The organism is Solibacillus sp. FSL K6-1523, assembly GCF_038005225.1.
Taxonomy (GTDB): domain Bacteria; phylum Bacillota; class Bacilli; order Bacillales_A; family Planococcaceae; genus Solibacillus.
Window position 1 is genome coordinate 3,154,187 of sequence record NZ_JBBOSU010000001.1, and the last position, 21,808, is coordinate 3,175,994.

Sequence of the window (21,808 nt, forward strand, 5' to 3'; positions counted from 1 at the left end):
CTCCTTCTAATTAAATTGTAAAATCGCTTCGCCTGAACCGACGATTTGTTGTGGACCTTTTTCTGCAAACAACTCTAAAACAGCCAATTGTTTACCGTCTTCTTCATAAATTTTCTTTACAACACCTAGGCAAGTGATGACATCGTTTGGCACTGTCATGGCACCAAAACGCATTTTGAAATCCTTTACAACTGCCACATCACCAGCTAGTTTATTTACGTACTCTCCAAGGAATCCCATTACGAGCATGCCGTGTGCAATGACACCGGGTAAACCAATTTTTTGAGCGAATGCATCATCCGTATGTAACGGGTTAAAATCTCCTGATGCTCCTGCATATTTCACAAGCTGCACTTTCGTCACTTTTTCTTTTGTATGTGTTGGTAGCTGTTGCCCCTCTACTAACTGATCCAGTTGAACCATTAAGCATTCCCCTTTCTCTATCGGGCTGAGTATAGAAACTCAGCCCATAAAAAATCATTTCACTACTAATGATCGATAAATAATATTCATACGGCTCGTTACGACATGATTTCCTACCGTGTCCACTATTTCTGTGTCGAGCACTAAAAATTCCATCATGCCATTTTTCCCTTCACGTTCGTATACATCTGTCACCTTTAATTGACAGTGCAATACATCCCCAGGTCGTATCGCACGCGTATAAATAAATTGTTGCTCGCCGTGAAGCATACGACGGTAATCCAAGCCTAAATCGAACTGTTCTCCATTATCTGGACTAATCGCAACCGGAAATGTTGGCGGTGCAATAATGCCACCATGTACCGTCGTTTTTGCATATTTTTCATCTATATATAAAGGGTTGGTATCACCAATTGCTTGGGCAAATTGACGAATATGACGCTGGTCCACTTGAAAGATAAAGGGATTACTCGTTTTTCCAACTAAATGTGCTAATTCCATGAAACTTACCCTCCTACTACTTGTATTTCTGCCACTTTTTCTTGTACGACAATCATGGCATCCGCCGCTTTTATCCCATTTTCATACACGATCAATGGGTTAATATCGAGCTCTTTAATCTTTTCTTTGTTGTCGGTCATTAAATTGGACACTTTTAAAAGTACGTCGATGATCGCTTCCTTATCTACTGGTGCTTTCCCACGTGCGCCGTGTAAAATCGCTTTCCCTTGTAGCTCTTCTAGTAAATCAACAGCATCTTTACGTGTTAATGGCGCCACTTTAAACGCGATATCTTTAAACACTTCTACAAATATTCCACCTAAACCAGCCATAATGACTGGACCAAATGTTTCATCATTGTGGGCACCGATAATAATTTCCACACCACTTGGCAACATTTCTTGCACGGATACCCCATTTAATGTTGCTGCAGGGTTATACGCTTTCGCATTAGTCATCACTTCTTCAAATGCATTTCGTACATCCTCTTCAGATGCTACATTTAAACGTATCGCATCTGCTTCCGTCTTATGTGGAATATGAGGTGAATCGATTTTTAACACAACTGGGAATCCAACCGATTTCGCGATTTTCACTGCTTCTTCAGCGTCCCTTGCGATAGAGCGTTTTGTCGTAGGTATACCGTAATGATCAAGCACTTCACTCGCTTCTGATTCACTTAAAGTCGCACCAGGCTTTAATAATGTATCTATATTTTTTGCCGAGCCAAAATCAGCAGCAACATCTGATAGTTGTTCATTTTCCTGCACATACTTGCTATATTGCACAAGCTTTGATAGCGCTCGAACTGGATTTAAAGCACATGAAATTACCGCGATATCGTTTGCTACAAGCGTATTCGTCGCTTTCGGGTACGTCAGTCCTTCTAGTGGGAACGGGAAAACAGCAATTACTTTATTGCTTGCTTTTGCAACCGATACAAACTCTTGTAGTTGAGGTGTATTTGCATCCCAATTGAATGGAAAATCCGTGAAAATAATATTATCCACACCCGGATCATTCACTAACCCCTTCATTGCTTCTAAATAAAATTCTGGATTCGTTACGGAAGCGGCAGCTGTTAAATCAATCGGATTGCTGACACTTGCATAATCTGGTAAAGTTTTGCGAATTTCCGCTTTTGTCTCCTCAGATAACTGCACGATATTTAATCCATAACTTTCACAGCGGTCGGCCTCATTAATGCCACGCCCCCCTGAGCTCGTAATAATGACCGTATTTTTCCCGGTCGGCAGTCTTTCTGGATTAAATAATTTTGAAAAGGCGATAATATCATCAAAATCCTCAGCACGGACAATACCATTTTGTTTGAAAAAGGCATCATAAATCATATCCGAACCTGCTAATGAACCCGTATGAGAAGCTGCAGCACGACTTCCTGCATCACTGCGTCCCGTTTTCATTAACACAATAGGCTTTTTCTTATTTAACGCTTGTTTCGCTAATTGCTTGAATTTCTCCGGTTTTTTTGTACCTTCTAAATAGCCGCTAATCATGCTCGTCTCTTCGTCGTGCACCATGTATTCCACAAAATCTTCAAAACTCGTATCCATCTCATTGCCTGTACTAATGAAATAGTTAAAGTTAACCCCATTTTGCGCTGCTGCCATATACGTTAAAACACCAAATGCGCCACTTTGCGAAACATACCCTACCCCTTTTTTTCCATCCATCGGTACTGTTAAAAAAGATGGAGAGAATGTACCGATTAAGCCGTTTGATGTGTTTACAAGACCTACACAGTTAGGACCAACTAAACGGATGCCATGCTCTTTTGCATACTGGGCTAATTCTTCTTGTAATTTTTGACCTTCTTCACCTGCTTCAGAGAAACCTGCCGCAAAAATAATGGCTGATTTTACTTTCTTTTTGGCACAGTCAACGAGCCCTGCTTTTATTTGATGGTAACTTACGCAAAAAATAACGAGATCAATCTCACCTGGCACATCTGCTAAGGATGAGTAACTTTTTAATCCTGCAATTTCAGTCGCGGTCGGATGAATTGGAATAATTTCTCCTTGGAACTGACCATCAATTAACGCCCTGATTTGTAAATGTCCGATTTTATATTTATTTTCTGATGCACCTAATACAGCAACTGACTTTGGGTTTAACAACGGTCTTAAAGTTTCATAACCTACTACTTCTTGAGTCATCCACTCACACCCCTAGTGTTTCATCAGATTTAACATCTGTAGCATTACTTTACCAATAGAATTTTAAATAATCAGAAAATTGTTAGGTATAAACTTATATACTTATAAAGACCATACTATTTCAAAATAAAGTACCTCAGCCGTTGATATGACTGGGCTAAAAAAATGAGCAAAAAAATTTATGCACGTTATAACCCCGACAACTACGCGAGTTAACCTCGACACTAACACCCTGTAAGCGCATTCATACAAAAAAGGCTTTGCCAGAAGTTATTAACTTCAGCAAAGCCTTGCACTTTTTTAATTATTTTCTCTAATGGAGATCTAATGTTCCCTCAATCAAACGCTTCCATCCACTTCACGATTTTTCCTCTTAACTTTGCAGATGGCTTTGCCTGACTACGTTCAATATTACTAACATAGGAAGCTGACACTTCAAGTGCCTCTGCTACTGTTAACAATGTGAGTTTATGCTCCTTTCGAATTTCTAGAAGGCGCTCACCTATTTTTCTAAGCATGGCATTTTTTTTCATCACCGTTTCTTCCTGTAGCACTGCATTTTTATCCACTTTTTTAATGGAGCGATAATGGTCCTTCACAACATGCGATGGCTCAATGACAACAGATGTATTGAGCCAATATTTTGTCCAACCTCTACTTAACGCTACATCTTCGTCCCAATTCACGTAATGCCAATCTGCAATGATCTTATCGGCAGTTAATTGATCCAATGCCTTCTCAAATCGTTCACGAGTACGCATTGGGGAACGTTTGTTTAAAGTTTCACCACTTGCCTCGAGTAAAGTGCTAATTTTATTTAGCTGTAAAAAGTCTCCTTTATAAGCTTGCGTACGCCAACGCCAGCTCAAATAGCGGCATAGCTGCTTTTCACAACTAAACCGGTAGGCATGATACGTAAGTGCCTGTAGTGGTAACAAGGCTACTTGCCTTTGCGAGGATGTTAAGTATTTTGCCAATACTTTGTCGAGTGTAAATGAAATTGTTTTACTACAATTTTCTTTGTTCACTCTATATTCTTTTCCATCTTTTTGTTTAAATAGTATCGTTCTCCCTTGCACGCCAACTTGAATCGGTTGATTGTTTTTATATATGACCGTTTTTTCAATTGTTAACCATAAACTTTGAATATTACTTAAAGCCGTGATGACTTGCTCTTTTTGTTTTGCTTCAAAGCCACCCCGTCTTCCCTCGCCACCTAACTTTGCTTTTAAGCCGCGCATTACTAAAATATCGGCTAACTCAATTTCGATAATTTCATCAGGATGTTTGGACCTGTGCAAAAATATGCTACATAAAATATCCAATACATCGACATCAATCGTCGATAATTGCTGCACAATATTATGCGCCATTATTATAGATTCTTCGTTTAAATTCATCGTATTTTTATCATTTTCAAGCTTTGGAATAATTCGTATATGCCCTTTTGTTTTGCCTTTAATAAAGTTGTACTGTGGCCAAGAATCCGGTTCACCTTGTGTAAAACTTCTTCGATATATGGCTTCTCGCACTGCATGATAAACGACACTATTTAATACAAAAATATAATTTGGTATCGTTGTTATTTGTATATTTTCACGTTCTACTCGTGCAACCTCTTGCTTTTCAACAGCATGCTCAATTCGTAAATACGTTTGAATATTATTGTTCAATTCATGAATGATTTTCCGTTGCCATTCTTGAATATATAAATCGATGGCACGTGAAAATTTATTAATAAACTCCCTATTACTCGTCAAATTACTCGTTAACCGTTCGACAAATAACTCATTTAATTCGGTTGGAGTTAAATTTTTCAAACCATTCACTCCATTTGTAATGATCATTTCTTCAAAAACAAATGTCGTTAGCTGTGCTCTACACCAGCTATAAAAATAATCCCATGTTATCGGGTCACTAATGAATGTTGTCTTTCGGATGATTCTTTTCGTCTTGTTAAGTGCCTCATCAAGTAACTGTTTATTACTTAAAATGGAATGATTCGCATCGTCATTTTGTGCCACAACATAAAAAATAACCGATTTCGCCATTTTCTCGATGGTACGGTTTCTCGCCTCAATGCGCAGTTTATAAAACAGCTCCTCATTTTGTAAGTATGCTTCTTCACTTAATACATACCTTTTTGAATTAGCAGTACTATCATGGTGATCTAAAGCAATAATCGATCCGTCTGCCATATGCTGTTCGTATAAAGTTAGATAATCATAATGCGTTTCAAGCTCATCAAAAATACATAATACGAAAAAATTTTGAATATCGTTTTTATATTCATCAATCACTTGCTGTATATAATTATTCATCCCCACAATTGACAACCTCCTCGAAATTTACAACAAACATAGAAATATGAGAAAATTTAAGTGTTTTATAGAATATTTTATCATAAAATGATTTTCCCGTTTGATTTATTTCCATATTATTTTTAAGTATTAAATTTCGTTTTATTGAGTAGGGATTGTTCTTGGGGGGGCACGGATAATTTTATGCAGCTAAATGAAAAAAGACCTTGCAACCGGGATGGCTGTAAGGCTTGCTAGTACGTGCTAATTTAGTTGTGAATTCATCACCACAAATTGTTCAGTCATATGTATGATGAACCGTTTGCACATGCTATGGTTTTCATATTATTCTACTGCCGAGACAATAGATGCCATAACCTCATACTTTATTTTTCCTTATTTCGAGGGGGACTTACCGATGTTAAGCATAATTTAGACTACAGATACACCGTTAAAATGTTACTCAAAGTTTAAACTATCCAAAAGTTCAATAATGTAAGTTGCTGAGTCCATCATTTGCTGTTTATTTGTTATGGAAGATTCACCGTCACCTTTTTGATGTCCATAATCTCCAAAACCTCCATGATTTCCACCTTTTATTTCTATAAATTCTGCGTCACTTGGCATTACATTTTTAGCCTTTTTTACTTTATTTAAATCTGCAACTTGATCATTACTTCCCCATAATGATAATACTTTCATTGGTTTATTAGTAAAATCTACTTTATTTTGTGGGTAGGATGCTAACAATACTAAGCCTTTTATTTTATTGTTTTCAAGAGCATAATTTGACGCCATCACTCCCCCTAAAGAATGTCCACCTATAACCCAAGTATCAATATTTTCATAATTACTTATTATATGATCTGCTCTATTAGGCGATAAAATGGCTAAGTTAAATGTCATTTTTGCAATAATCACAGGATACCCTTTTGATGCTATTTCATTTGCTAAACTTGCATATGCTGAAGCTTCTACCTTTGCTCCTGGATAGAAAATAAATCCTATATTTTTTGCATGAGATACGGGTTCAAATAATATATCTCCATTTTCCTCAACTTTAACAAAAGCGTCGGTTTTCAAACTATCTAAAGCTAACGAACCAGCCTTGTAGTATGAATTCACATAAATAAAAAATCCAGAAATTAATAGTATGAAAAAAATCGCGCTTCCAGTAATAATTTTATATTTTAATGATTTTTTGGGTTTCATCTTCTATCTCCTTTTTTCTACTCCAGTTCGACGTTCACGTGTCATAATAGCACGCTCCCTTATAAGTAGAGTCTAAGTTTACTAGCCCTTATTTTTTCTGTCCAACTTACTGTAGTGTACCATCCATTCTAATGCAAGGAGAGAAGCCTGTAGTACTGTATGTATGGATAAATTGAATATTGATGAGATCGACAGTTTATTACTTACAGGTTGCATAGATATTCTTTCTTTAGAAAAAGAAAGACGCTTGGCCCCTCCAATTAACAAGGTGCCAAACGTTCTTCCTTTACCAAATGTACAATAATCTTTGAAATCCATATTCGGAATATAATTCACTCAACTTTACAATTAGAAACTGATGTCCATCAAAAAATTCACAACAAGAGATAATGGATACCTTCGCTCATTTATCCAATAGTAGATGTCACGTTTCCATCTTGATCCTTAATGTACGTTTTAACAACTTGTATCATTAAGTCTTTAGATGAAGACATTCGAATTTCTCCTTCTTTAGGCAGCAGTTTATGTATGAGCTCGTTGACAACCGCTTCATCCAGTTTTAAATGAACCGTCCCCTCACCTGTTTCGAGTTCAGTTGTTGAAGCGTGCTCTAATGTTACGCTTAAACCTTCACTCACTAACATCAAATCTTTCCCCTTAAGTAAACGACCGCGCAACAGTTTTCCAACCGTACTCGCTTGCTTCGCTCCTAATGTAAACACAGCTGGCTTCTTTTTGAACAAACCATTTTTACCAGGTTCCCAAGCTAATTGATCCACAAATAAATAGCCTGTGTTCGAACCGTCACGATCGATTCCGATTTGAACACTTTCCTGAATTGCTGGCACTTGCAGCATACAGTTTCGAGATAAATCTGTAATGTAGCCAGGTATTTCGGCTTTTCCAGCTTCAAGTACCCCTCTTGTATTCCATACTTTCATTGCCTCTAGCTCATCCTCTGTAATCCCAACCATTTGAAGAAACTCCACGCGTCCGTTAGGCGTATGCAGTGTATCTAGTTCTGGATCAGGTATGAAGGCAAGAGCAGTTAACTGTGTATCGGCTCCTAAGCAAATTGGACCGTTTGCATCTAAATAATCACCTGAAGCGAAAATATTATTGCTGTTAAACACATAGCGTCCCATGTTTTGAAGCAAGTTCAATGCCCATGCTGGAGGCTCTTCCTCCTCTTGACTGTGGGTCACTCGAAAAGAAAGCTCAAACCCATAGCCGCTATATTCGATATTCTCCAATTCCTTCTCGTAAAGCTCTGAAAAACCAAACGTTACAATATGCCAGTGTGGAGAAGGTGTTTCCGCCTTATAAGCACTAAGACCATCTAATGGATCTGGACCACCAAGCATATATGAAATGGCAGTACCATAATGTTTCGGTTCCTGTTCCCCGTATAGCTTCGTTAATGATTCTTCAATGGCATCCCATCCAGTTGTGTTTACTTCTTCAGTCATTTTTTATCCTCCAAGTCGATTTCCTGAAAATTGCTGAACATCCACGCCTGTACTGTGAATAGATCATCATACTGGCAACTTACTAGCAACATTGCCAGTCATACACTACTTTTGAAAAATCCCTATTTTTTAAAGCTTCCTTAGGAATAGAGAAAACACAATTCCCTGAATCACCAAACATAATGCCGCATTCTTCATCAATATCCAGTTGCAATAAAAGAAAATCGTCATCATCAAAACCGATATAGTCATTCTGAACAAAATAAGGATAACCGCCAATTCTACTATTGCTACTACAGCACTCATCGCTCAACTTCTCATATTCTACTTCTGAAAGCTTATTTACAAAAGTTTCTCGAAATAAATCTAATGAGGAAGACATCGGCATCTCCCTTGATTTAAAATACATTTTACCGCTATGTGAAAAAGGAAGATTCCAGTTATATTCTTCATTTTCATAAGGATGTTTCTTTACTAAACGTTCTTCATCTTCTTCAAAACCTTCAATGTATTTCACTAGTATTGGGTCTTCCAAACCAAACATATCATCGTTCGCAACAAAAAATTGTAGTAATCCCTTTTCTGGTAATTCATCTATACTTTCAAGATCCGCCAGATTAATTTGCGCTAAAAACAACATAGGTTTTCCAACTTGATCTGTTGGATAATCTTTACTATTTTCTAAATAGGGACATCCACCTAATTTACTATCCCAAGGTTTTGTTTCTTCACGCTTAAAATTTATTTCGTTACTATACCTAAAAGTGCCTTTAATTAGGTTTTCATGTTCTTTCAAAAGTTTAGGAATTTCGGATTTCATCAAAGTAAGTTCCCTCCATTCTAATAAATGACTCTTTACTTAACCGATAATGCCACATTTCCACTGCTCATGAATAAGTCGTATATAATATTAGCGCGTATATTCAGGCTGTTCTAAAATAATCGGATTCGGATTGCTGAGTACCCATTGCACGGCCAATTCGCATAGTCTCGCAGGTTCCTCATCTCCATCCCCTTTGTGAAGTTCTTTCGCCAACGTGACTGCCTCCTGAAGTGCATCGGGATTTAACGGCGTCCCTAGGCTAAAATAGTCGTTCAAACTTTTGAGCATTTTACGGAAATCATTATCCCAATTCATGCCGCCGTTATTTAATATTTCATACGAAACTTTACCAGTAATACGGATAATCTCTCCTTGGACAGTTTGCGCATGGCCCCGCGAAGGGATTAGTAAATTCCAAAGTTCATTATGTTGCGCCTGCCAGCCCTTTGTACTAACGGTAATTGGAGACATACCATCATGCGTTTTTCGCTTCACTACTGGGGGTACTTTAAATAGCTCATAAAGACGGGAAAGTGCCTCATCCGTTTCGTTCAAATATTCTTTATTAAACCCTTCTCTATGAAATTCAAAGTTTTTTCCGATTCGCTTAACCGCTTCTTGCTTTTCCAGCGTTACAGTTATACCTGCGTTAAGCAAAATCTCAGCAACTTCCACCATATCAACAATATTTGAATTTCTACATACTGCCAAAGCTTTTTCTAAAGGCGTCTCATTCATCCTGTTTACCGCGCTAATATTTGCGCCTTTAGCAACTAACGTGCGCACCGCATTCGGTTTAAAAAAAGTAGCCGCGGCAAATAAAGGGGTCTCATTTTGAGAATCCAACGCTTCTATATCCGCACCCAAATCCAGAAGTAATTCTATATTCCCATGCCAACTTATCGCCTGATTATGTAAAGCCGTTCTTTTATAATTGTCTCTCGCATTTATATCTGCTCCTTGTTCCACGAGCCAACGAACCAATTCATCCGGTACTTTGAAAAAACTTAAGGCTGTTGTTTTACTATAACCGCCATATGCTTCGAGCTCGCACTTTGTAAATACCTCTTGTAATGCTGTAATATCGCCCGCTTCGATTAGTTCATTAAAATTTTTCGGTAACGTTTTTCTCTTCCTTGCCATATGTATTTTCGCTCCTTGTATTGGATTTTGAATATACTTCACTATGCAATTTACCATAAATATACCAATCTATATTTTACCATGATATAATTTTTTTGCTAAGAGAATTTACAGTTAATTAAGAAAAGGGGCTATATTTATGCAACCGTTTTGGGAAAAAGATTATAAAGAAGATGGGTATTACGCTTTTGGGAATCCAAGTATTGAAGTGATTGAGCAAACTAAAAATTTACCTCCCAACGCTACCGTATTAGATATTGGTTGCGGAGATGGAAGACATGCTATTTATTTAGCTAAATTAGGATTTAACGTGGAAGCAATTGACGTTTCAGAATCAGGAATTGCTAAAATTAACCGGTATAAAGAGCTTCATCAACTACATAATTTAAACGCATATGTACTGGATGCTGCATCTTACCCATTTGAAAAAACGTTTGATCTCATTATTTCGCATGGCGTCTTTCATTTTATGCCGCGCAATGATTGGGAACATTTAATTCATCAAATGAAGAAGCATACAAATGAAAATGGTTGCAATATTATCACCGTTTTCACGGATGAGATCCCTATTCCCGATGACTTAGCACCATTTGTTCATGGTATTTTTAAAGATGGCGAGTTACAAAATTTGTATAAAGATTGGACAATACCTTTATACAAATCTTATACGTTTGAAGATGAGCACGAAAACAATATTCATCACTGTCATGCCGCGAACAAACTAGTAGCTGTAAAACCGTTCACAGGAAGAGGAGGGGCAAATATATGACCATTCACTATGAAGTAATTGGCGAAGGATATCCCATCGTCATGTTGCACGGTTGGACACTTGACCATCAAGTAATGTTACATGCAATGGAACCATTATTCGAGAATCGTAGCGGTTGGAAAAGAATATACATAGACTTACCAGGTATGGGGCTTTCCAAGTCAAATCCTTCTATTCAAAACTCTGATGATATGTTGGAAGCGATATTGCGTCTTTTGGACGAGATTATCCCTAATCAACCATTTATTATTTGTGGCAATTCATATGGCGGGTACATTGCTAGAGGATTAATCCATTCACGGCAAGACACAGTTCGCGGGTTACTGCTAATAGCACCGATGACGATACCTGAATTCGATGATAGAAAGGTACCACAGCAAACCGTTCTAAAAAGGGATAGCAACTTGATATCAAATTTGTCACCTGAGGATGCTAATGAATTTTGCTCCATTGGGGTCGTGCAAGGTCAAGCTGAGTGGGAGAGATTTCGAAATGAAATTTTAATTCCTTCTAAGGAAACAAATTATGAATTCTTAAACCAAGTCCGTCAAAATGGATATGGCTTTACATTCGAAATTGCGTCTAATTTTGAATATCCTACACTCATTATTACGGGTCGTCAAGACAATGTAGTCGGATACCACGATGCTTGGCGACTCATTGAAGATTATCCGAGAGCAACCTTTGCAGTGCTAGATATGGCTGGTCACAATCTGCAAATTGAACAAACCGATGTATTTAATGCATTAGTTCATAGCTGGTTAAATAGTCTTGAGTCAGTACATTTTTGATTGGTGTAACTTTACATTGATTTGAGTTTTATTTATCAATAAAGAATTCTTTAGTTGAAGACAAAAAGGACTTGCATATATGATTAAAATTCATATATGCAAGTCCTTTTTAAATATTTCTTTAATAATTACCGCCGCTCCAAACATAACGCAATTGCAATAATTAGGTACACCTATACGATTGAGTTTCTCTTTTCTAGTAAATTATTCTTGTATCCCGTGCACAAATAATACCTGAGTGAGTTTATTTGTTAATTTACCTTGTTAGGGGAATTCAAGTTCATTTCACGCAAACGGAATTTTTGCAATTTCCCTGTAGCTGTTTTTGGTAATGCCTCTACAAATTCGATTACTTTTGGCGCTTTGAAATGAGTCATATTCGAACGACAATAGTCGATTATTTCTTTTTCCGTAACTGTTCTTCCTTCATGTAGGACAACAATTGCCTTTGGAACTTCCCCCCACTTATCATCAGGAATCGCAATAACTGCCACCTCTAAAATATCCGGATGTTTATATAGTACCCCCTCAATTTCTGTGGATGAAATATTTTCACCGCCAGAGATAATCATATCTTTTATTCTATCTTGAATTTCGATATAACCATCAGGATACGTTACGGCTAAGTCCCCTGTGTAGAACCAACCGTCTTTAATTGCTTCCGCTGTTCTTTCCGGATCTTTATAATAACCATCCATGACCACATTTCCACGCGTAACAATTTCACCAAGTTCTTGCCCATTCCACGCAACTTCTTGTCCATCTTCTTGGTTCACTACTTTCGTTTCCCCATTAAAAGCAAGTTCAATTCCTTGTCTCGCTTTAATTGTAGCTTGTTCATCAAGTGATTTCTCATCGAATTCATTTTTCCATTCATTGTATAAAATGAACGGTGAAGTTTCAGTTAATCCATACACGTGAATCATATTTAACCCTAGAATTGCTTGTGCTTTTGCAATAAGTGCAGCTGCTGGAGGGGAACCTGCAGTTGCCATTCGTGGATTTGTAGTAATTTTTATTTCTTTAGCCAATGGTTCATTCACCAAAAAGTTAACAACTGTCGGTGCACCACATAATAAGGAAATTTGATGTTCTGTAAATAAATTCAGAATAACTTTCGGGTCCACTTTTCTTAAACATACATGCGTTGCACCGGCCGCTGTAATAGCCCATACGCCACCCCAACCATTCGCATGGAACATTGGTAAAGTATGAAGATATACATCATCATGCCTTACATTTAAATGATATAAGAAATTGGCCGCATTCATGTAGTTTCCACGATGCGTTAACATAACCCCTTTAGGCTTAGATGTTGTACCACTCGTATAATTCAATGTCAGAAGCTGGTTTTCATCAATTTCCGTTTTCGGTAGCGTAAAATCATCGGAATCGTGTTCGATAAATGTTTCAAAATCGATCGCATTCAATGAATTCGTTTCCCCTTCTACAGCAACAATGATCACTTGATCAACAGGCAAACAATCCCCAATTTCCTCAATTGGACGACTAAATTCTTCATCCACTATTAGCATTTTGGCATCACTATGCTTAATGATATACTCCAAATCCTCTGCACTTAGTCGGTAATTAAGCGGTACAAGGACAGCACCTATTTGGCAAATTCCATAAAAGCTTTCTAGCATATAATGCGTATTTGGTAGCATGACTGCGACATGATCGCCTTTTTGAATACCAGCTTTTGATAGTGCAGCAGATAACCTGTCAGCTCGTTGTCCAAATTCTTTATAGGTAAACTGTTTTTCTCCGTCAATAACTGCTACTTTTTGTGGGTAATACTTAATCGCTCTTCTTTTCCAATCCAATGGTGTTAATGCAGCAAACATACTAACCAACTCCCCTTTAGTAGACTATTTTGTTATAGCTATCTACTTTCCCGTCCGTATAATTCAGATTATTCAGATATAAAAATCATTATAATGGAAAAATCTTGAACTTTCAATAAGTTTAATATTATGTACCTGCACGAATGATGCTATTGTACAGGGACGTTCAAAACCGCTAATTCAGTTTCGAATTAGCGGTCATAAACATGCTTTATTTTGTTTCGTTACACTTTGAAATCACCTAAGATTTTTTGTAACGCTTCTGCAGATGCAGATAGATGTTTGACCGATTGTTGCACTTCTAGAATAGAAGACAACTGTTCTTCAGAAGAAGACGCAACGGTGTTATAGTTTTGTGCCACTTCATGTGAGATTGTCACATTATTATTGATCATATGTTCGATTTCTTTCATGTGATTGGCAAGAGCTTCAATCGAGCTAAAGTTTTCTTCGATTTGATGCGCAACCGTTTTTGTAGAACTTACGATATTTTCAAACGTCTCGTTCACTTCATTAGTACGTTCCATCCCAATACGGACATTTTCAATTCCAATATCCATTGTGAGATTGGTTTTCTCAGTATCTCGTTGAATTTCTTGAATGATATCCGAGATTTGTCGAGCCGATTCACCTGATTGCTCGGCAAGTTTTTTCACTTCATCTGCTACAACTTTGAATCCTTGCCCATGTTCGCCTGCACGTGCAGCTTCTATGGAGGCATTCAATGAAAGCAAGTTTGTTTGGGTCGCAATTTGTGTAATCATTTCGGAAATTTGTCCGATTTCTTTTGAACGAGCTTCCAAATTTTTAATCATTGTTGAGGACTCATGCACAGATTGTTGAATGTAGCCCATTTGTTCATTTAAATTATCGAGCGTTTTGCTACCGTCCAATGCGTTTTGTGACGCGGCAGTAGCACCACTAGAAGCAACCGATGAAATATCAGAAATGGTTAAAACGTTTTTACCAATATCTTCTATGTACGATAAACTCTTCTCGTAACTTTCCATTTGATTCTCAGATAAAGTAGCCGCCTCTTGAATCGTTGCGGTAATTTCTTTCGAGACAACGGACATGTCATCAAATTGCTCTCGTAGCAAAGTGCTCGAATGACTTACTTCATCACCTTTGTGCAGCACCCCTGATACAAGCCCTTGTAAATTATCCAACATCAAATTAAACTTAGTAGACATTTCGCCAAATTCATCACGAGTTGTGACTGCAATTCTTGTCGTTAAATCCCCTTCGCTAGAAGCTAACACATCTAATTTTTCATTGATGGCATCAAACGGCTTCAGCATCTTTTTGATGAAAAAGAATAATAGAATCGATGCGAACACAACAGTGCCCACGCCAACTAAAATAAAGAACATCAACAATGTATTCGCTTTGGCAAAAGCTTCTGATTTTGGCACCATAATAAAAATGCCCCAATCCACTTTATTCGCTTTTGAATAGTAGATGAAATGGTCTTCGTTATTCACAACACCTTCCATCGTACCTGCTTCTTCATTCATCGCTTTATTAAACACATCAACAAACAAGTCTTCACCTAAATCAGCTATATTGCTTGTTAAAATGAGGTCATTGTCTTGATGAGCAACAATCGCACCATCCCTTGCGAATACAACGGCTTGACCCGTTTGACCAACTTTTACATTTGAAATGATTTCGATTAAGTCATCCATGTAATTACCACCATTGATCACACCAACGATTTTTCCTGTTTCATCACGTACAGGCGCAACTGTTAATGCAATCGGTTTACCATCTCTAGCTGAAGGATACGGTCCAATAGTGGCAATATCTCCATTTAATCCTCGTTGCGTATGTTCAGCATCTTGGATAGGGACCGTTAACCCATCTGGTAAATGAACGAAACCTTCTGCATCGATAAAGGCAAATGCTGTTTCCGTGTTCGGTAAAATCGGCTCTAAGCGGCTGTTATAGTCCAATATCGCTTCGATGTTTTGTTTTTTCACAATATCAAGTTCAGCTGCGGACTGCTGAAGATTTTGTTTTCCCTCTACCCAAAGATCAATATTGTTTGTAATGGCCTCAAGTTGCCCATTCGCTTGTGTCGTAAAATTATCAACCATTAAGTCTTTCGTTAGTTGATAGCCAAAATATGACACAATGCTTAACGAACTAACTAACAAAACGGTAACCATAAGTACTAACTTCTGAAACAATTTCAATTAACGCACCTACTTAATCATAATAAAAACCCTTCTGATTATAAGTAGAAATACCTAAAGTGTCAATATTTTACTACTACTTGTTAGTAATTTGTCAAAGTTTTATGAACTATTGTTTACAAGGGAATATGTAAGGAAGAGAGCCTAACTATTTATAAGTACCGATACAAATTTATTCAAAAAAAGAACACCATTATACATAGCATTCTCCTAATAATATTTATATTATCGCTACTGGAATTTTAATTACAGTGTCTTGTCGTAAAAAACTACGATAATTAAAATATTGAGGGGTTATCTATTATGATTTATTACAGGTTTATTTTTGTTTTTTCGTTTCATTTAATAAAAATAAAATCAAAGCCAAGCCACTTAACACTAGGAATGGTACAAGATACTTAATATGTCCTGAAGTAAATAAGTATATACTCGATAACGCTAAAGTACCTATTGAGAAAAATAAAATTTTTTTAGTTTTTCTATTCATTTGATCACCGTTCCTTATCAAAATTATCATTGGATCTTGAAAGTTAAGGCTACATCTAAAACGAGATTGAATTGAAGTAATACACTTAATATAATAACTATTATGCAAGTAAATATTGTTTTATTTATGTATTGATAATTCCTCACAAATTTAATTGCATCAATACTTTAAATAAAGACACTAAGAATAAATTTGGGCACTTCCTAGGCGCATATAAATACATCCCCCTGAATAAAAAAAAGCCTTACAACCGTTATGGCTGTAAGGCTTACTAGTACGTCCCAGGAGGGATTCGAACCCCCGACCGACGCCTTAGAAGGGCGTTGCTCTATCCAGCTGAGCTACTGAGACATGTTGTAATCACCAATTGGTAATTGCGACATTTTTTATTATAGGCTACAAATAATAGAAAGTCAACACGTTTTTCAAAAAAAGTTATTCTTTTATCCCTTAAAAATCTGTGACATCCTCCAGCTAAATTAAGTTAACTACAAAGAGCCCCTACAATATGTAACCATATTAGTATACGATAATGAATCATCGAATATTACTACCCCATTATTGTTTTTTCAAAAATCATTTGCTCCAACAACGTATTATTGTCTTCATAGCAATCAACAATATATTGTGTTTCCGTTGTTGTAATTATCATGAATGATTTTTCTTTAATGCGGCGTGGCTTTAAAAGGCTACCTGGATTCACAAATAGAGTCCCGTCAATCATTTCCGCGCCTAATACATGAGAATGACCGAAGCAAACAATTGTAGCTCCGACTTCCTTTGCACGGTAAACGAGTTTCATCGGTGAATTTTTCACATCATATAAATGACCATGTGTCACATAAATGCGCTCGTCTGCTAGTTGAAATATAAGCTCGTCTAAAAAGTCTGGATCTGCATCACAGTTACCTTTGACCCGCTCGACGCCATGTAAAGATGGATGAGTGAATGGTAACTCACTATCTCCGCAATGAATGACCGATTGTGCATCCGTATGATAGCTTTTTACCCTTTCAATTACCTCTGCATCGCCATGTGTATCACTCATTACGACTAGTTTCATTACCATCATCACTCCATAAAAAATTTTATTTTAAAATCTCTGCTAACTGAAACGCTAATTCACGAATGGCGTTGCCGCGGTGTGAAATGGCACCCTTTTCATCAGCTGTTAGTTCGGCCATGTGGCGTTCTAGTGCTGGTACGTAGAAAATCGGGTCATAGCCAAAGCCATTTGTTCCGCGCTTTTCCTGTGCAATAATCCCTTCACATGTACCAAATACCGTTTTTGTTTCCATATTTGGACCTGCAATTGCTAGTGCACAGCAAAAACGTGCTGTACGCTCTGCTTCTGGAACATCCTTCATGTTGGCTAACACTTTCACCATGTTCGCTTCATCATCATGATCGCCTGCATAGCGCGCTGAATAAACACCTGGTTCGCCATTTAATGCATCAATCGCTAAGCCACTATCATCTGCAATGACGATTTTGCCAAGTAAATTCGCTAATGTTTCTGCCTTTAAAATTGCATTCTCTTCAAACGTTGTACCCGTTTCTTCAATTTCTAAATCAGGCGCAACATCAAACATTGTTACGACTTCATAGCCGAATGGTTGAAATAGTGCCTCAAAATCTTTTGCCTTACCTTTGTTTTTCGTTGCAATCACGACTTGTTTCATATTAAGCATCCACCTTTCCAACGTAGCTCGCTAACTCACCTAATGCTTCTTTTTGAATGTCGATTAATTGGGCAATTCCTACTTCCCCTAAATCAAGTAATTCATTTAACTCCGCACGTGAAAATGTCGCTTCTTCGCCCGTACCTTGTAGCTCAACAAATTGGCCTGCACCTGTCATGATCACATTCATGTCCACATCTGCAGAAGAATCTTCAATATAATTTAAATCAAGAACAGCGCCAATTTCTGAAAGCTTGCCGACACTCGTTGCAGCTAAATAATCTGTCACTGGGAACTTCGCAAACGGCTTGTCCGCAGCTAGTTTTGCAATCGCTTGTGTCATCGCAACAAATGCACCTGTAATCGATGCTGTACGCGTTCCGCCATCTGCTTGAATAACGTCACAATCAATCCAAATCGTTTTTTCTCCAAGTGCCTCTAAATCGACAACCGCACGCAAAGCACGACCGATTAGGCGCTGAATTTCCATTGTACGACCTGTCACCTTTCCTGCTGATGATTCACGGCGTGTACGTTGCTCTGTAGCGCGTGGTAGCATCGAATATTCTGCAGTAATCCACCCTTTGCCTTGTCCACGTAAAAAGCCTGGTACTTTGTCTTCAATCGTTGCCGTACAAATTACTTTTGTATTGCCTACTTCAATTAATACAGAGCCTTCTGGATGCATTAAATAATTATTTTCAATTTGAACTGGACGTAATTCATTCACAGCTCTTAAGTCATGTCTTGTCATGGTTTTCCCCCTAAAAAGTTTCGCGCACTAATTTTAACATACTTCTATTACTGCCTAAAGGATAAATGCCAAATTACTTGGATTTCCAACATTATAATACATACTGAAATCCATTTTACTTTAACTTAGTTATGCCCATATTTTGAATCCTTACCAAGACAAAAAGACTCAAATAGACTATTACATCTACTTAAGCCTTATTAACATTTTATTCTTTTAAAATGAAATGCGTCGAATTGTTAATTCACCTTGATCTAGCCAGCGTTCAGCGATAGACCTGAAAATCGGGACTGAGCCCGATGCATGGAAAATGTGTTTCGGTGATTCTTTGTCTGTACGCAACTGATTGTTGTAACTTAAAATCGCTTCAACATCCTTGGCTGTTTCTTCGGCAGAGGATAATACCTTTACCTCCGAACCTACAGCGGCCTCGATTTGTTTTTGTAAAATCGGGTAATGTGTACAGCCTAAAATAACCGTATCAAAACGCTCATTTTCTAATGGATTTAAACCATTTGCTACTAAATCATATGAAAACTGACCTTCATATTCTCCACTTTCAACAAGTGGAACAAACGTCGGGCATGCAAGTGGAATAACCTTTGCCTTTGTTGCAAGCGAATGTAACGCTTCCTCATAAGCTCCACTTTTGATCGTACCTTCCGTTGCTAAGACTACGATTTCATTGCGTTTTGTACTCTTTACTGCGGCTCTTGCCCCTGCATTTATGACACCTATAACCGGAAATGGCATATGTTTTTGTAAACTTTCTAAAGCTACTGCTGTCGCTGTATTGCAAGCAATAACAAGCAGTTTAATATTCATCTTTTCAAGTGCCTTTGCCATTTGCCAAGTAAAATTTCGTACTTCTTGTATCGTACGCGGCCCGTATGGACAACGTGCTGTATCACCAATATAATAAATTGTTTCGTTCGGCAAAAGCTCCATTATCGCTTTTGCAACTGTTAACCCGCCAACTCCAGAATCGATTACACCAATTGGGGCATTCACTACTACCGCCTCTATCCTATTTCATTAATAAATGTAACTTTTGTAAGTTCTTTGATAATTGTTCAAATTCTACTTCATCAAATTCGCCCATAATATCATGTAAATAATTTTGTCGTTTCAATATTACCTCTGCAATAATGCGTTCCCCTTCTGGTAAAAGGTGAATACGTACAACTCGGCGATCTTTTTCATCACGAACACGCTGCACTAACTCATTCTTTTCCATACGATCAACTAAATCTGTTGTCGTGCTAAACGCTAAATACATCTTTGTCGACAAATCTCCAATCGTCATATCGCCTGACTCATGTAACCATTGGAGCGCAACAAACTGTGGAGGTGTAATTGTATAATTACTTAAAATTTCGCGACCTTTTTGCTTAATTAAGTGTGAAATATATCTTAATTCTTTTTCTAGGATTGCTACAGATTCAGAACTATGTTTGTTTTGGTCTGTCATCTAGTTCATTCACTCCCCAATACTTTTCATAACTCTATTTTGAAGTTTTTTGCGTAAAATAGCAAGTATCCACTTAGTTTATAGATAATTCTTGCAATCGTAGTAATTCGATTAATGCTTGCGTTCTACTGGAGACTCCTAGTTTTTGAATTGTATTTGAAATATGATTACGAACTGTTTTTTCGCTAATGCCAAGTTTATTTGAAATATCTCGCGTCGAATAGTCTTTTATCAATAGTTCAAAAATTTCTCGTTCTCGCTTCGTTAACAGCGAACGATGCTGCGAACTAGTCATTTTGCAACACCCTCCTATCCTCTTCTTTGTAAAGTATGTCAATACTCCAAAGCAGGTGAGGGCATTTAACTATTTCCCCAGTAATATTTTTTTCTGCTCATCTAAAATCGGGACCCCTTTACCCGTCTCTGAGCTTAGCTGCACTAGTGTACCTCGTCCAGTATAACAGATTTCTTCCTTTGCATTTTTAACTAAATAATGCAAATCCATTGATGACGTACCTATCGAAGCTGTTTTTACAAAAACAGTCAATATTTCATCAAAAAATGCCTCTTTCAGATAATCACATTGTATGTCTGCTACGATGAGCATGTTCATACCCTTTGATTCTGAGAGAGATTGAAATCCTAATGCTTTTAAATATTCGATTCGAGCATACTCAAAGTAAGTAAACACCTTCGTATTGTTCACATGGCCATACATATCTGTTTCGGAAAAACGAACTTGCACCTCTGTCGAAAAGTTAAACCCTGCAACCCATTGTTGTACATCTTGAATATATGTAGCACGCATCCTAATTCCTCCCTTTTCAATAAAATCCCCAATTGTGTAATGAATACTCATTCATTATATCACAAATTAATTGTTGAAACTTTATGAAATTTTGATGCCGGAAAATCAAATTTTGAATTAATAACATCCAAAAAGACCCCCACAATGTGAGGGCCCCTTCATTTATTATTAGTCAACCATGTGGTCAGAACCGAAGAAGTTCTTGAACATTTGAACTGTTGTTGCACGGTTAAGCGCAGCGATAGAAGTTGTTAAAGGAATCCCTTTTGGACAAGCAGCTACACAGTTTTGTGAGTTACCACAGTTTGCAAGACCACCGTCGCCCATAATTGCAGCTAAACGCTCATCTTTGTTCATCGCACCAGTTGGGTGAGTGTTGAATAAACGTACTTGTGATAATGGTGCTGGTCCCATGAATGAAGCTGATTCAGACACGTTTGGACACGCTTCCATACATACACCACAAGTCATACATTTAGATAATTCATAAGCCCATTGACGTTTGCGTTCAGGCATACGTGGACCTTCACCTAAATCATAAGTACCATCGATTGGCACCCATGCTTTTACTTTCTTAAGTGCATTGAACATACGGCTACGGTCAACCTGTAAGTCACGTACAACTGGGAAAGTTTTCATAGGCTCTAAGCGAATTGGTTGAGTTAGTTTGTCAACTAATGCTGAACATGATTGTTGTGGACGGCCATTGATGACCATTGAACAAGCACCACAAACTTCCTCTAAACAACTCATATCCCAAGATACTGGCGTCGTTTGTTGACCTTCAGCAGTTACAGGATATTTTTGAATATGCATTAATGCAGAGATAACGTTCATACCTGGACGGTAAGGTACTTCGAATTTTTCAACACGTGTTGAGCCATTTTCTGTATCTTGACGAACGATCTCTAACTTAACTGTTCTTCCAGTATTTACTGTTTCCATTGTTTATT

The 21,808-nt window shown here is 37.6% G+C and carries 20 protein-coding genes and 1 tRNA gene; 2 read left to right on the forward strand and 19 right to left on the reverse strand.

Going from position 1 to position 21,808, the window contains the following annotated elements:
* Positions 1-6: 6 nt before the first annotated feature.
* From MHI10_RS15225 to MHI10_RS15260, 8 genes are all read right to left on the reverse strand, one after another.
* Positions 7-423 carry a MaoC/PaaZ C-terminal domain-containing protein gene (locus MHI10_RS15225; RefSeq protein WP_340786851.1) on the reverse strand — a complete coding sequence of 139 codons (417 nt, stop codon included), beginning with the start codon at positions 421-423 and terminating at the stop codon, positions 7-9.
* 54 nt (positions 424-477) lie between these two features.
* Positions 478-924 (reverse strand): MaoC family dehydratase N-terminal domain-containing protein, encoded by a 447-nt coding sequence (locus tag MHI10_RS15230; RefSeq protein WP_340786853.1) that lies wholly within the window; start codon positions 922-924, stop codon positions 478-480.
* Between the two features lie 5 nt (positions 925-929).
* A complete protein-coding gene (locus MHI10_RS15235; RefSeq protein ID WP_340786854.1) occupies positions 930-3,101 on the reverse strand; it encodes an acetate--CoA ligase family protein in 2,172 nt (723 codons plus the stop codon).
* Positions 3,102-3,436: 335 nt separating this feature from the next.
* Entirely contained in the window at positions 3,437-5,422 is a 1,986-nt protein-coding gene (locus tag MHI10_RS15240) for a helix-turn-helix domain-containing protein (RefSeq protein WP_340789261.1), read from the reverse strand.
* Positions 5,423-5,860: 438 nt separating this feature from the next.
* Complete coding sequence (locus MHI10_RS15245) at positions 5,861-6,613, reverse strand: alpha/beta family hydrolase (protein WP_340786856.1); 753 nt, start codon at positions 6,611-6,613, stop codon at positions 5,861-5,863.
* Between the two features lie 407 nt (positions 6,614-7,020).
* Positions 7,021-8,082, reverse strand: coding sequence for a suppressor of fused domain protein (locus MHI10_RS15250; RefSeq protein ID WP_340786859.1), 1,062 nt, complete (start codon positions 8,080-8,082; stop codon positions 7,021-7,023).
* An 82-nt stretch (positions 8,083-8,164) separates the two neighbouring features.
* Positions 8,165-8,902: a YwqG family protein gene (locus tag MHI10_RS15255; protein WP_340789263.1), complete on the reverse strand. Its 738-nt coding sequence runs from the start codon at positions 8,900-8,902 to the stop codon at positions 8,165-8,167.
* 90 nt (positions 8,903-8,992) lie between these two features.
* Positions 8,993-10,048, reverse strand: coding sequence for an ankyrin repeat domain-containing protein (locus tag MHI10_RS15260; protein WP_340786861.1), 1,056 nt, complete (start codon positions 10,046-10,048; stop codon positions 8,993-8,995).
* A gap of 139 nt (positions 10,049-10,187) precedes the next feature.
* On the opposite strand from MHI10_RS15260, the gene MHI10_RS15265 reads away from it, so the two are divergent.
* The gene (locus MHI10_RS15265; protein ID WP_340786864.1) at positions 10,188-10,817 is read left to right on the forward strand and encodes a methyltransferase domain-containing protein; all 630 of its coding nucleotides are present in this window, start codon (positions 10,188-10,190) and stop codon (positions 10,815-10,817) included.
* Positions 10,814-11,608 carry an alpha/beta fold hydrolase gene (locus tag MHI10_RS15270; protein WP_340786868.1) on the forward strand — a complete coding sequence of 265 codons (795 nt, stop codon included), beginning with the start codon at positions 10,814-10,816 and terminating at the stop codon, positions 11,606-11,608. Before MHI10_RS15265 ends, MHI10_RS15270 begins: the two co-directional genes overlap by 4 nt.
* A 251-nt stretch (positions 11,609-11,859) precedes the next feature.
* Here the strand turns inward: MHI10_RS15270 and MHI10_RS15275 are convergent, their stop codons facing one another.
* The 11 genes from MHI10_RS15275 to sdhB all read right to left on the reverse strand — a co-directional run bounded on the left by MHI10_RS15275 (position 11,860) and on the right by sdhB (position 21,800).
* Positions 11,860-13,455 (reverse strand): long-chain-fatty-acid--CoA ligase, encoded by a 1,596-nt coding sequence (locus MHI10_RS15275; RefSeq protein ID WP_340786871.1) that lies wholly within the window; start codon positions 13,453-13,455, stop codon positions 11,860-11,862.
* Positions 13,456-13,679: 224 nt separating this feature from the next.
* Complete coding sequence (locus MHI10_RS15280) at positions 13,680-15,653, reverse strand: methyl-accepting chemotaxis protein (RefSeq protein ID WP_340786872.1); 1,974 nt, start codon at positions 15,651-15,653, stop codon at positions 13,680-13,682.
* 764 nt (positions 15,654-16,417) lie between these two features.
* Positions 16,418-16,491, reverse strand: a tRNA-Arg gene (locus MHI10_RS15285).
* Positions 16,492-16,690: 199 nt separating this feature from the next.
* Positions 16,691-17,203, reverse strand: a complete 513-nt coding sequence (locus MHI10_RS15290; protein WP_340786874.1) for a metallophosphoesterase — start codon at positions 17,201-17,203, stop codon at positions 16,691-16,693.
* A 25-nt stretch (positions 17,204-17,228) separates the two neighbouring features.
* Positions 17,229-17,822, reverse strand: a complete 594-nt coding sequence (locus MHI10_RS15295) for an XTP/dITP diphosphatase (RefSeq protein ID WP_340786876.1) — start codon at positions 17,820-17,822, stop codon at positions 17,229-17,231.
* Between the two features lies 1 nt (position 17,823).
* Positions 17,824-18,576 carry a ribonuclease PH gene (rph, locus tag MHI10_RS15300; RefSeq protein WP_340786879.1) on the reverse strand — a complete coding sequence of 251 codons (753 nt, stop codon included), beginning with the start codon at positions 18,574-18,576 and terminating at the stop codon, positions 17,824-17,826.
* Positions 18,577-18,792: 216 nt separating this feature from the next.
* Positions 18,793-19,587, reverse strand: a complete 795-nt coding sequence (gene racE, locus MHI10_RS15305; protein ID WP_340786883.1) for a glutamate racemase — start codon at positions 19,585-19,587, stop codon at positions 18,793-18,795.
* Positions 19,588-19,603: 16 nt separating this feature from the next.
* The gene (locus MHI10_RS15310; protein ID WP_340786885.1) at positions 19,604-20,047 is read right to left on the reverse strand and encodes a MarR family winged helix-turn-helix transcriptional regulator; all 444 of its coding nucleotides are present in this window, start codon (positions 20,045-20,047) and stop codon (positions 19,604-19,606) included.
* 73 nt (positions 20,048-20,120) lie between these two features.
* A complete protein-coding gene (locus tag MHI10_RS15315) occupies positions 20,121-20,342 on the reverse strand; it encodes a helix-turn-helix domain-containing protein (RefSeq protein ID WP_057989864.1) in 222 nt (73 codons plus the stop codon).
* A 69-nt stretch (positions 20,343-20,411) separates the two neighbouring features.
* A complete protein-coding gene (locus MHI10_RS15320; protein WP_340786895.1) occupies positions 20,412-20,855 on the reverse strand; it encodes an acyl-CoA thioesterase in 444 nt (147 codons plus the stop codon).
* Positions 20,856-21,023: 168 nt separating this feature from the next.
* A complete protein-coding gene (gene sdhB, locus MHI10_RS15325) occupies positions 21,024-21,800 on the reverse strand; it encodes a succinate dehydrogenase iron-sulfur subunit (RefSeq protein ID WP_340786898.1) in 777 nt (258 codons plus the stop codon).
* Positions 21,801-21,808 lie beyond the last annotated feature (8 nt).

Coding starts and splice junctions, on each gene's coding strand:
- MHI10_RS15225 (WP_340786851.1), bottom strand. CDS start 423: ATGGTTCAACTGGATCAGTTAGTAGAGGGGCAACAGCTACCAACACAT.
- MHI10_RS15230 (WP_340786853.1), bottom strand. CDS start 924: ATGGAATTAGCACATTTAGTTGGAAAAACGAGTAATCCCTTTATCTTT.
- MHI10_RS15235 (WP_340786854.1), bottom strand. CDS start 3,101: ATGACTCAAGAAGTAGTAGGTTATGAAACTTTAAGACCGTTGTTAAAC.
- MHI10_RS15240 (WP_340789261.1), bottom strand. CDS start 5,422: ATGAATAATTATATACAGCAAGTGATTGATGAATATAAAAACGATATT.
- MHI10_RS15245 (WP_340786856.1), bottom strand. CDS start 6,613: ATGAAACCCAAAAAATCATTAAAATATAAAATTATTACTGGAAGCGCG.
- MHI10_RS15250 (WP_340786859.1), bottom strand. CDS start 8,082: ATGACTGAAGAAGTAAACACAACTGGATGGGATGCCATTGAAGAATCA.
- MHI10_RS15255 (WP_340789263.1), bottom strand. CDS start 8,902: ATGAAATCCGAAATTCCTAAACTTTTGAAAGAACATGAAAACCTAATT.
- MHI10_RS15260 (WP_340786861.1), bottom strand. CDS start 10,048: ATGGCAAGGAAGAGAAAAACGTTACCGAAAAATTTTAATGAACTAATC.
- MHI10_RS15265 (WP_340786864.1), top strand. CDS start 10,188: ATGCAACCGTTTTGGGAAAAAGATTATAAAGAAGATGGGTATTACGCT.
- MHI10_RS15270 (WP_340786868.1), top strand. CDS start 10,814: ATGACCATTCACTATGAAGTAATTGGCGAAGGATATCCCATCGTCATG.
- MHI10_RS15275 (WP_340786871.1), bottom strand. CDS start 13,455: ATGTTTGCTGCATTAACACCATTGGATTGGAAAAGAAGAGCGATTAAG.
- MHI10_RS15290 (WP_340786874.1), bottom strand. CDS start 17,203: ATGAAACTAGTCGTAATGAGTGATACACATGGCGATGCAGAGGTAATT.
- MHI10_RS15295 (WP_340786876.1), bottom strand. CDS start 17,822: ATGAAACAAGTCGTGATTGCAACGAAAAACAAAGGTAAGGCAAAAGAT.
- rph (WP_340786879.1), bottom strand. CDS start 18,576: ATGACAAGACATGACTTAAGAGCTGTGAATGAATTACGTCCAGTTCAA.
- MHI10_RS15310 (WP_340786885.1), bottom strand. CDS start 20,047: ATGACAGACCAAAACAAACATAGTTCTGAATCTGTAGCAATCCTAGAA.
- MHI10_RS15315 (WP_057989864.1), bottom strand. CDS start 20,342: ATGACTAGTTCGCAGCATCGTTCGCTGTTAACGAAGCGAGAACGAGAA.
- MHI10_RS15320 (WP_340786895.1), bottom strand. CDS start 20,855: ATGCGTGCTACATATATTCAAGATGTACAACAATGGGTTGCAGGGTTT.
- sdhB (WP_340786898.1), bottom strand. CDS start 21,800: ATGGAAACAGTAAATACTGGAAGAACAGTTAAGTTAGAGATCGTTCGT.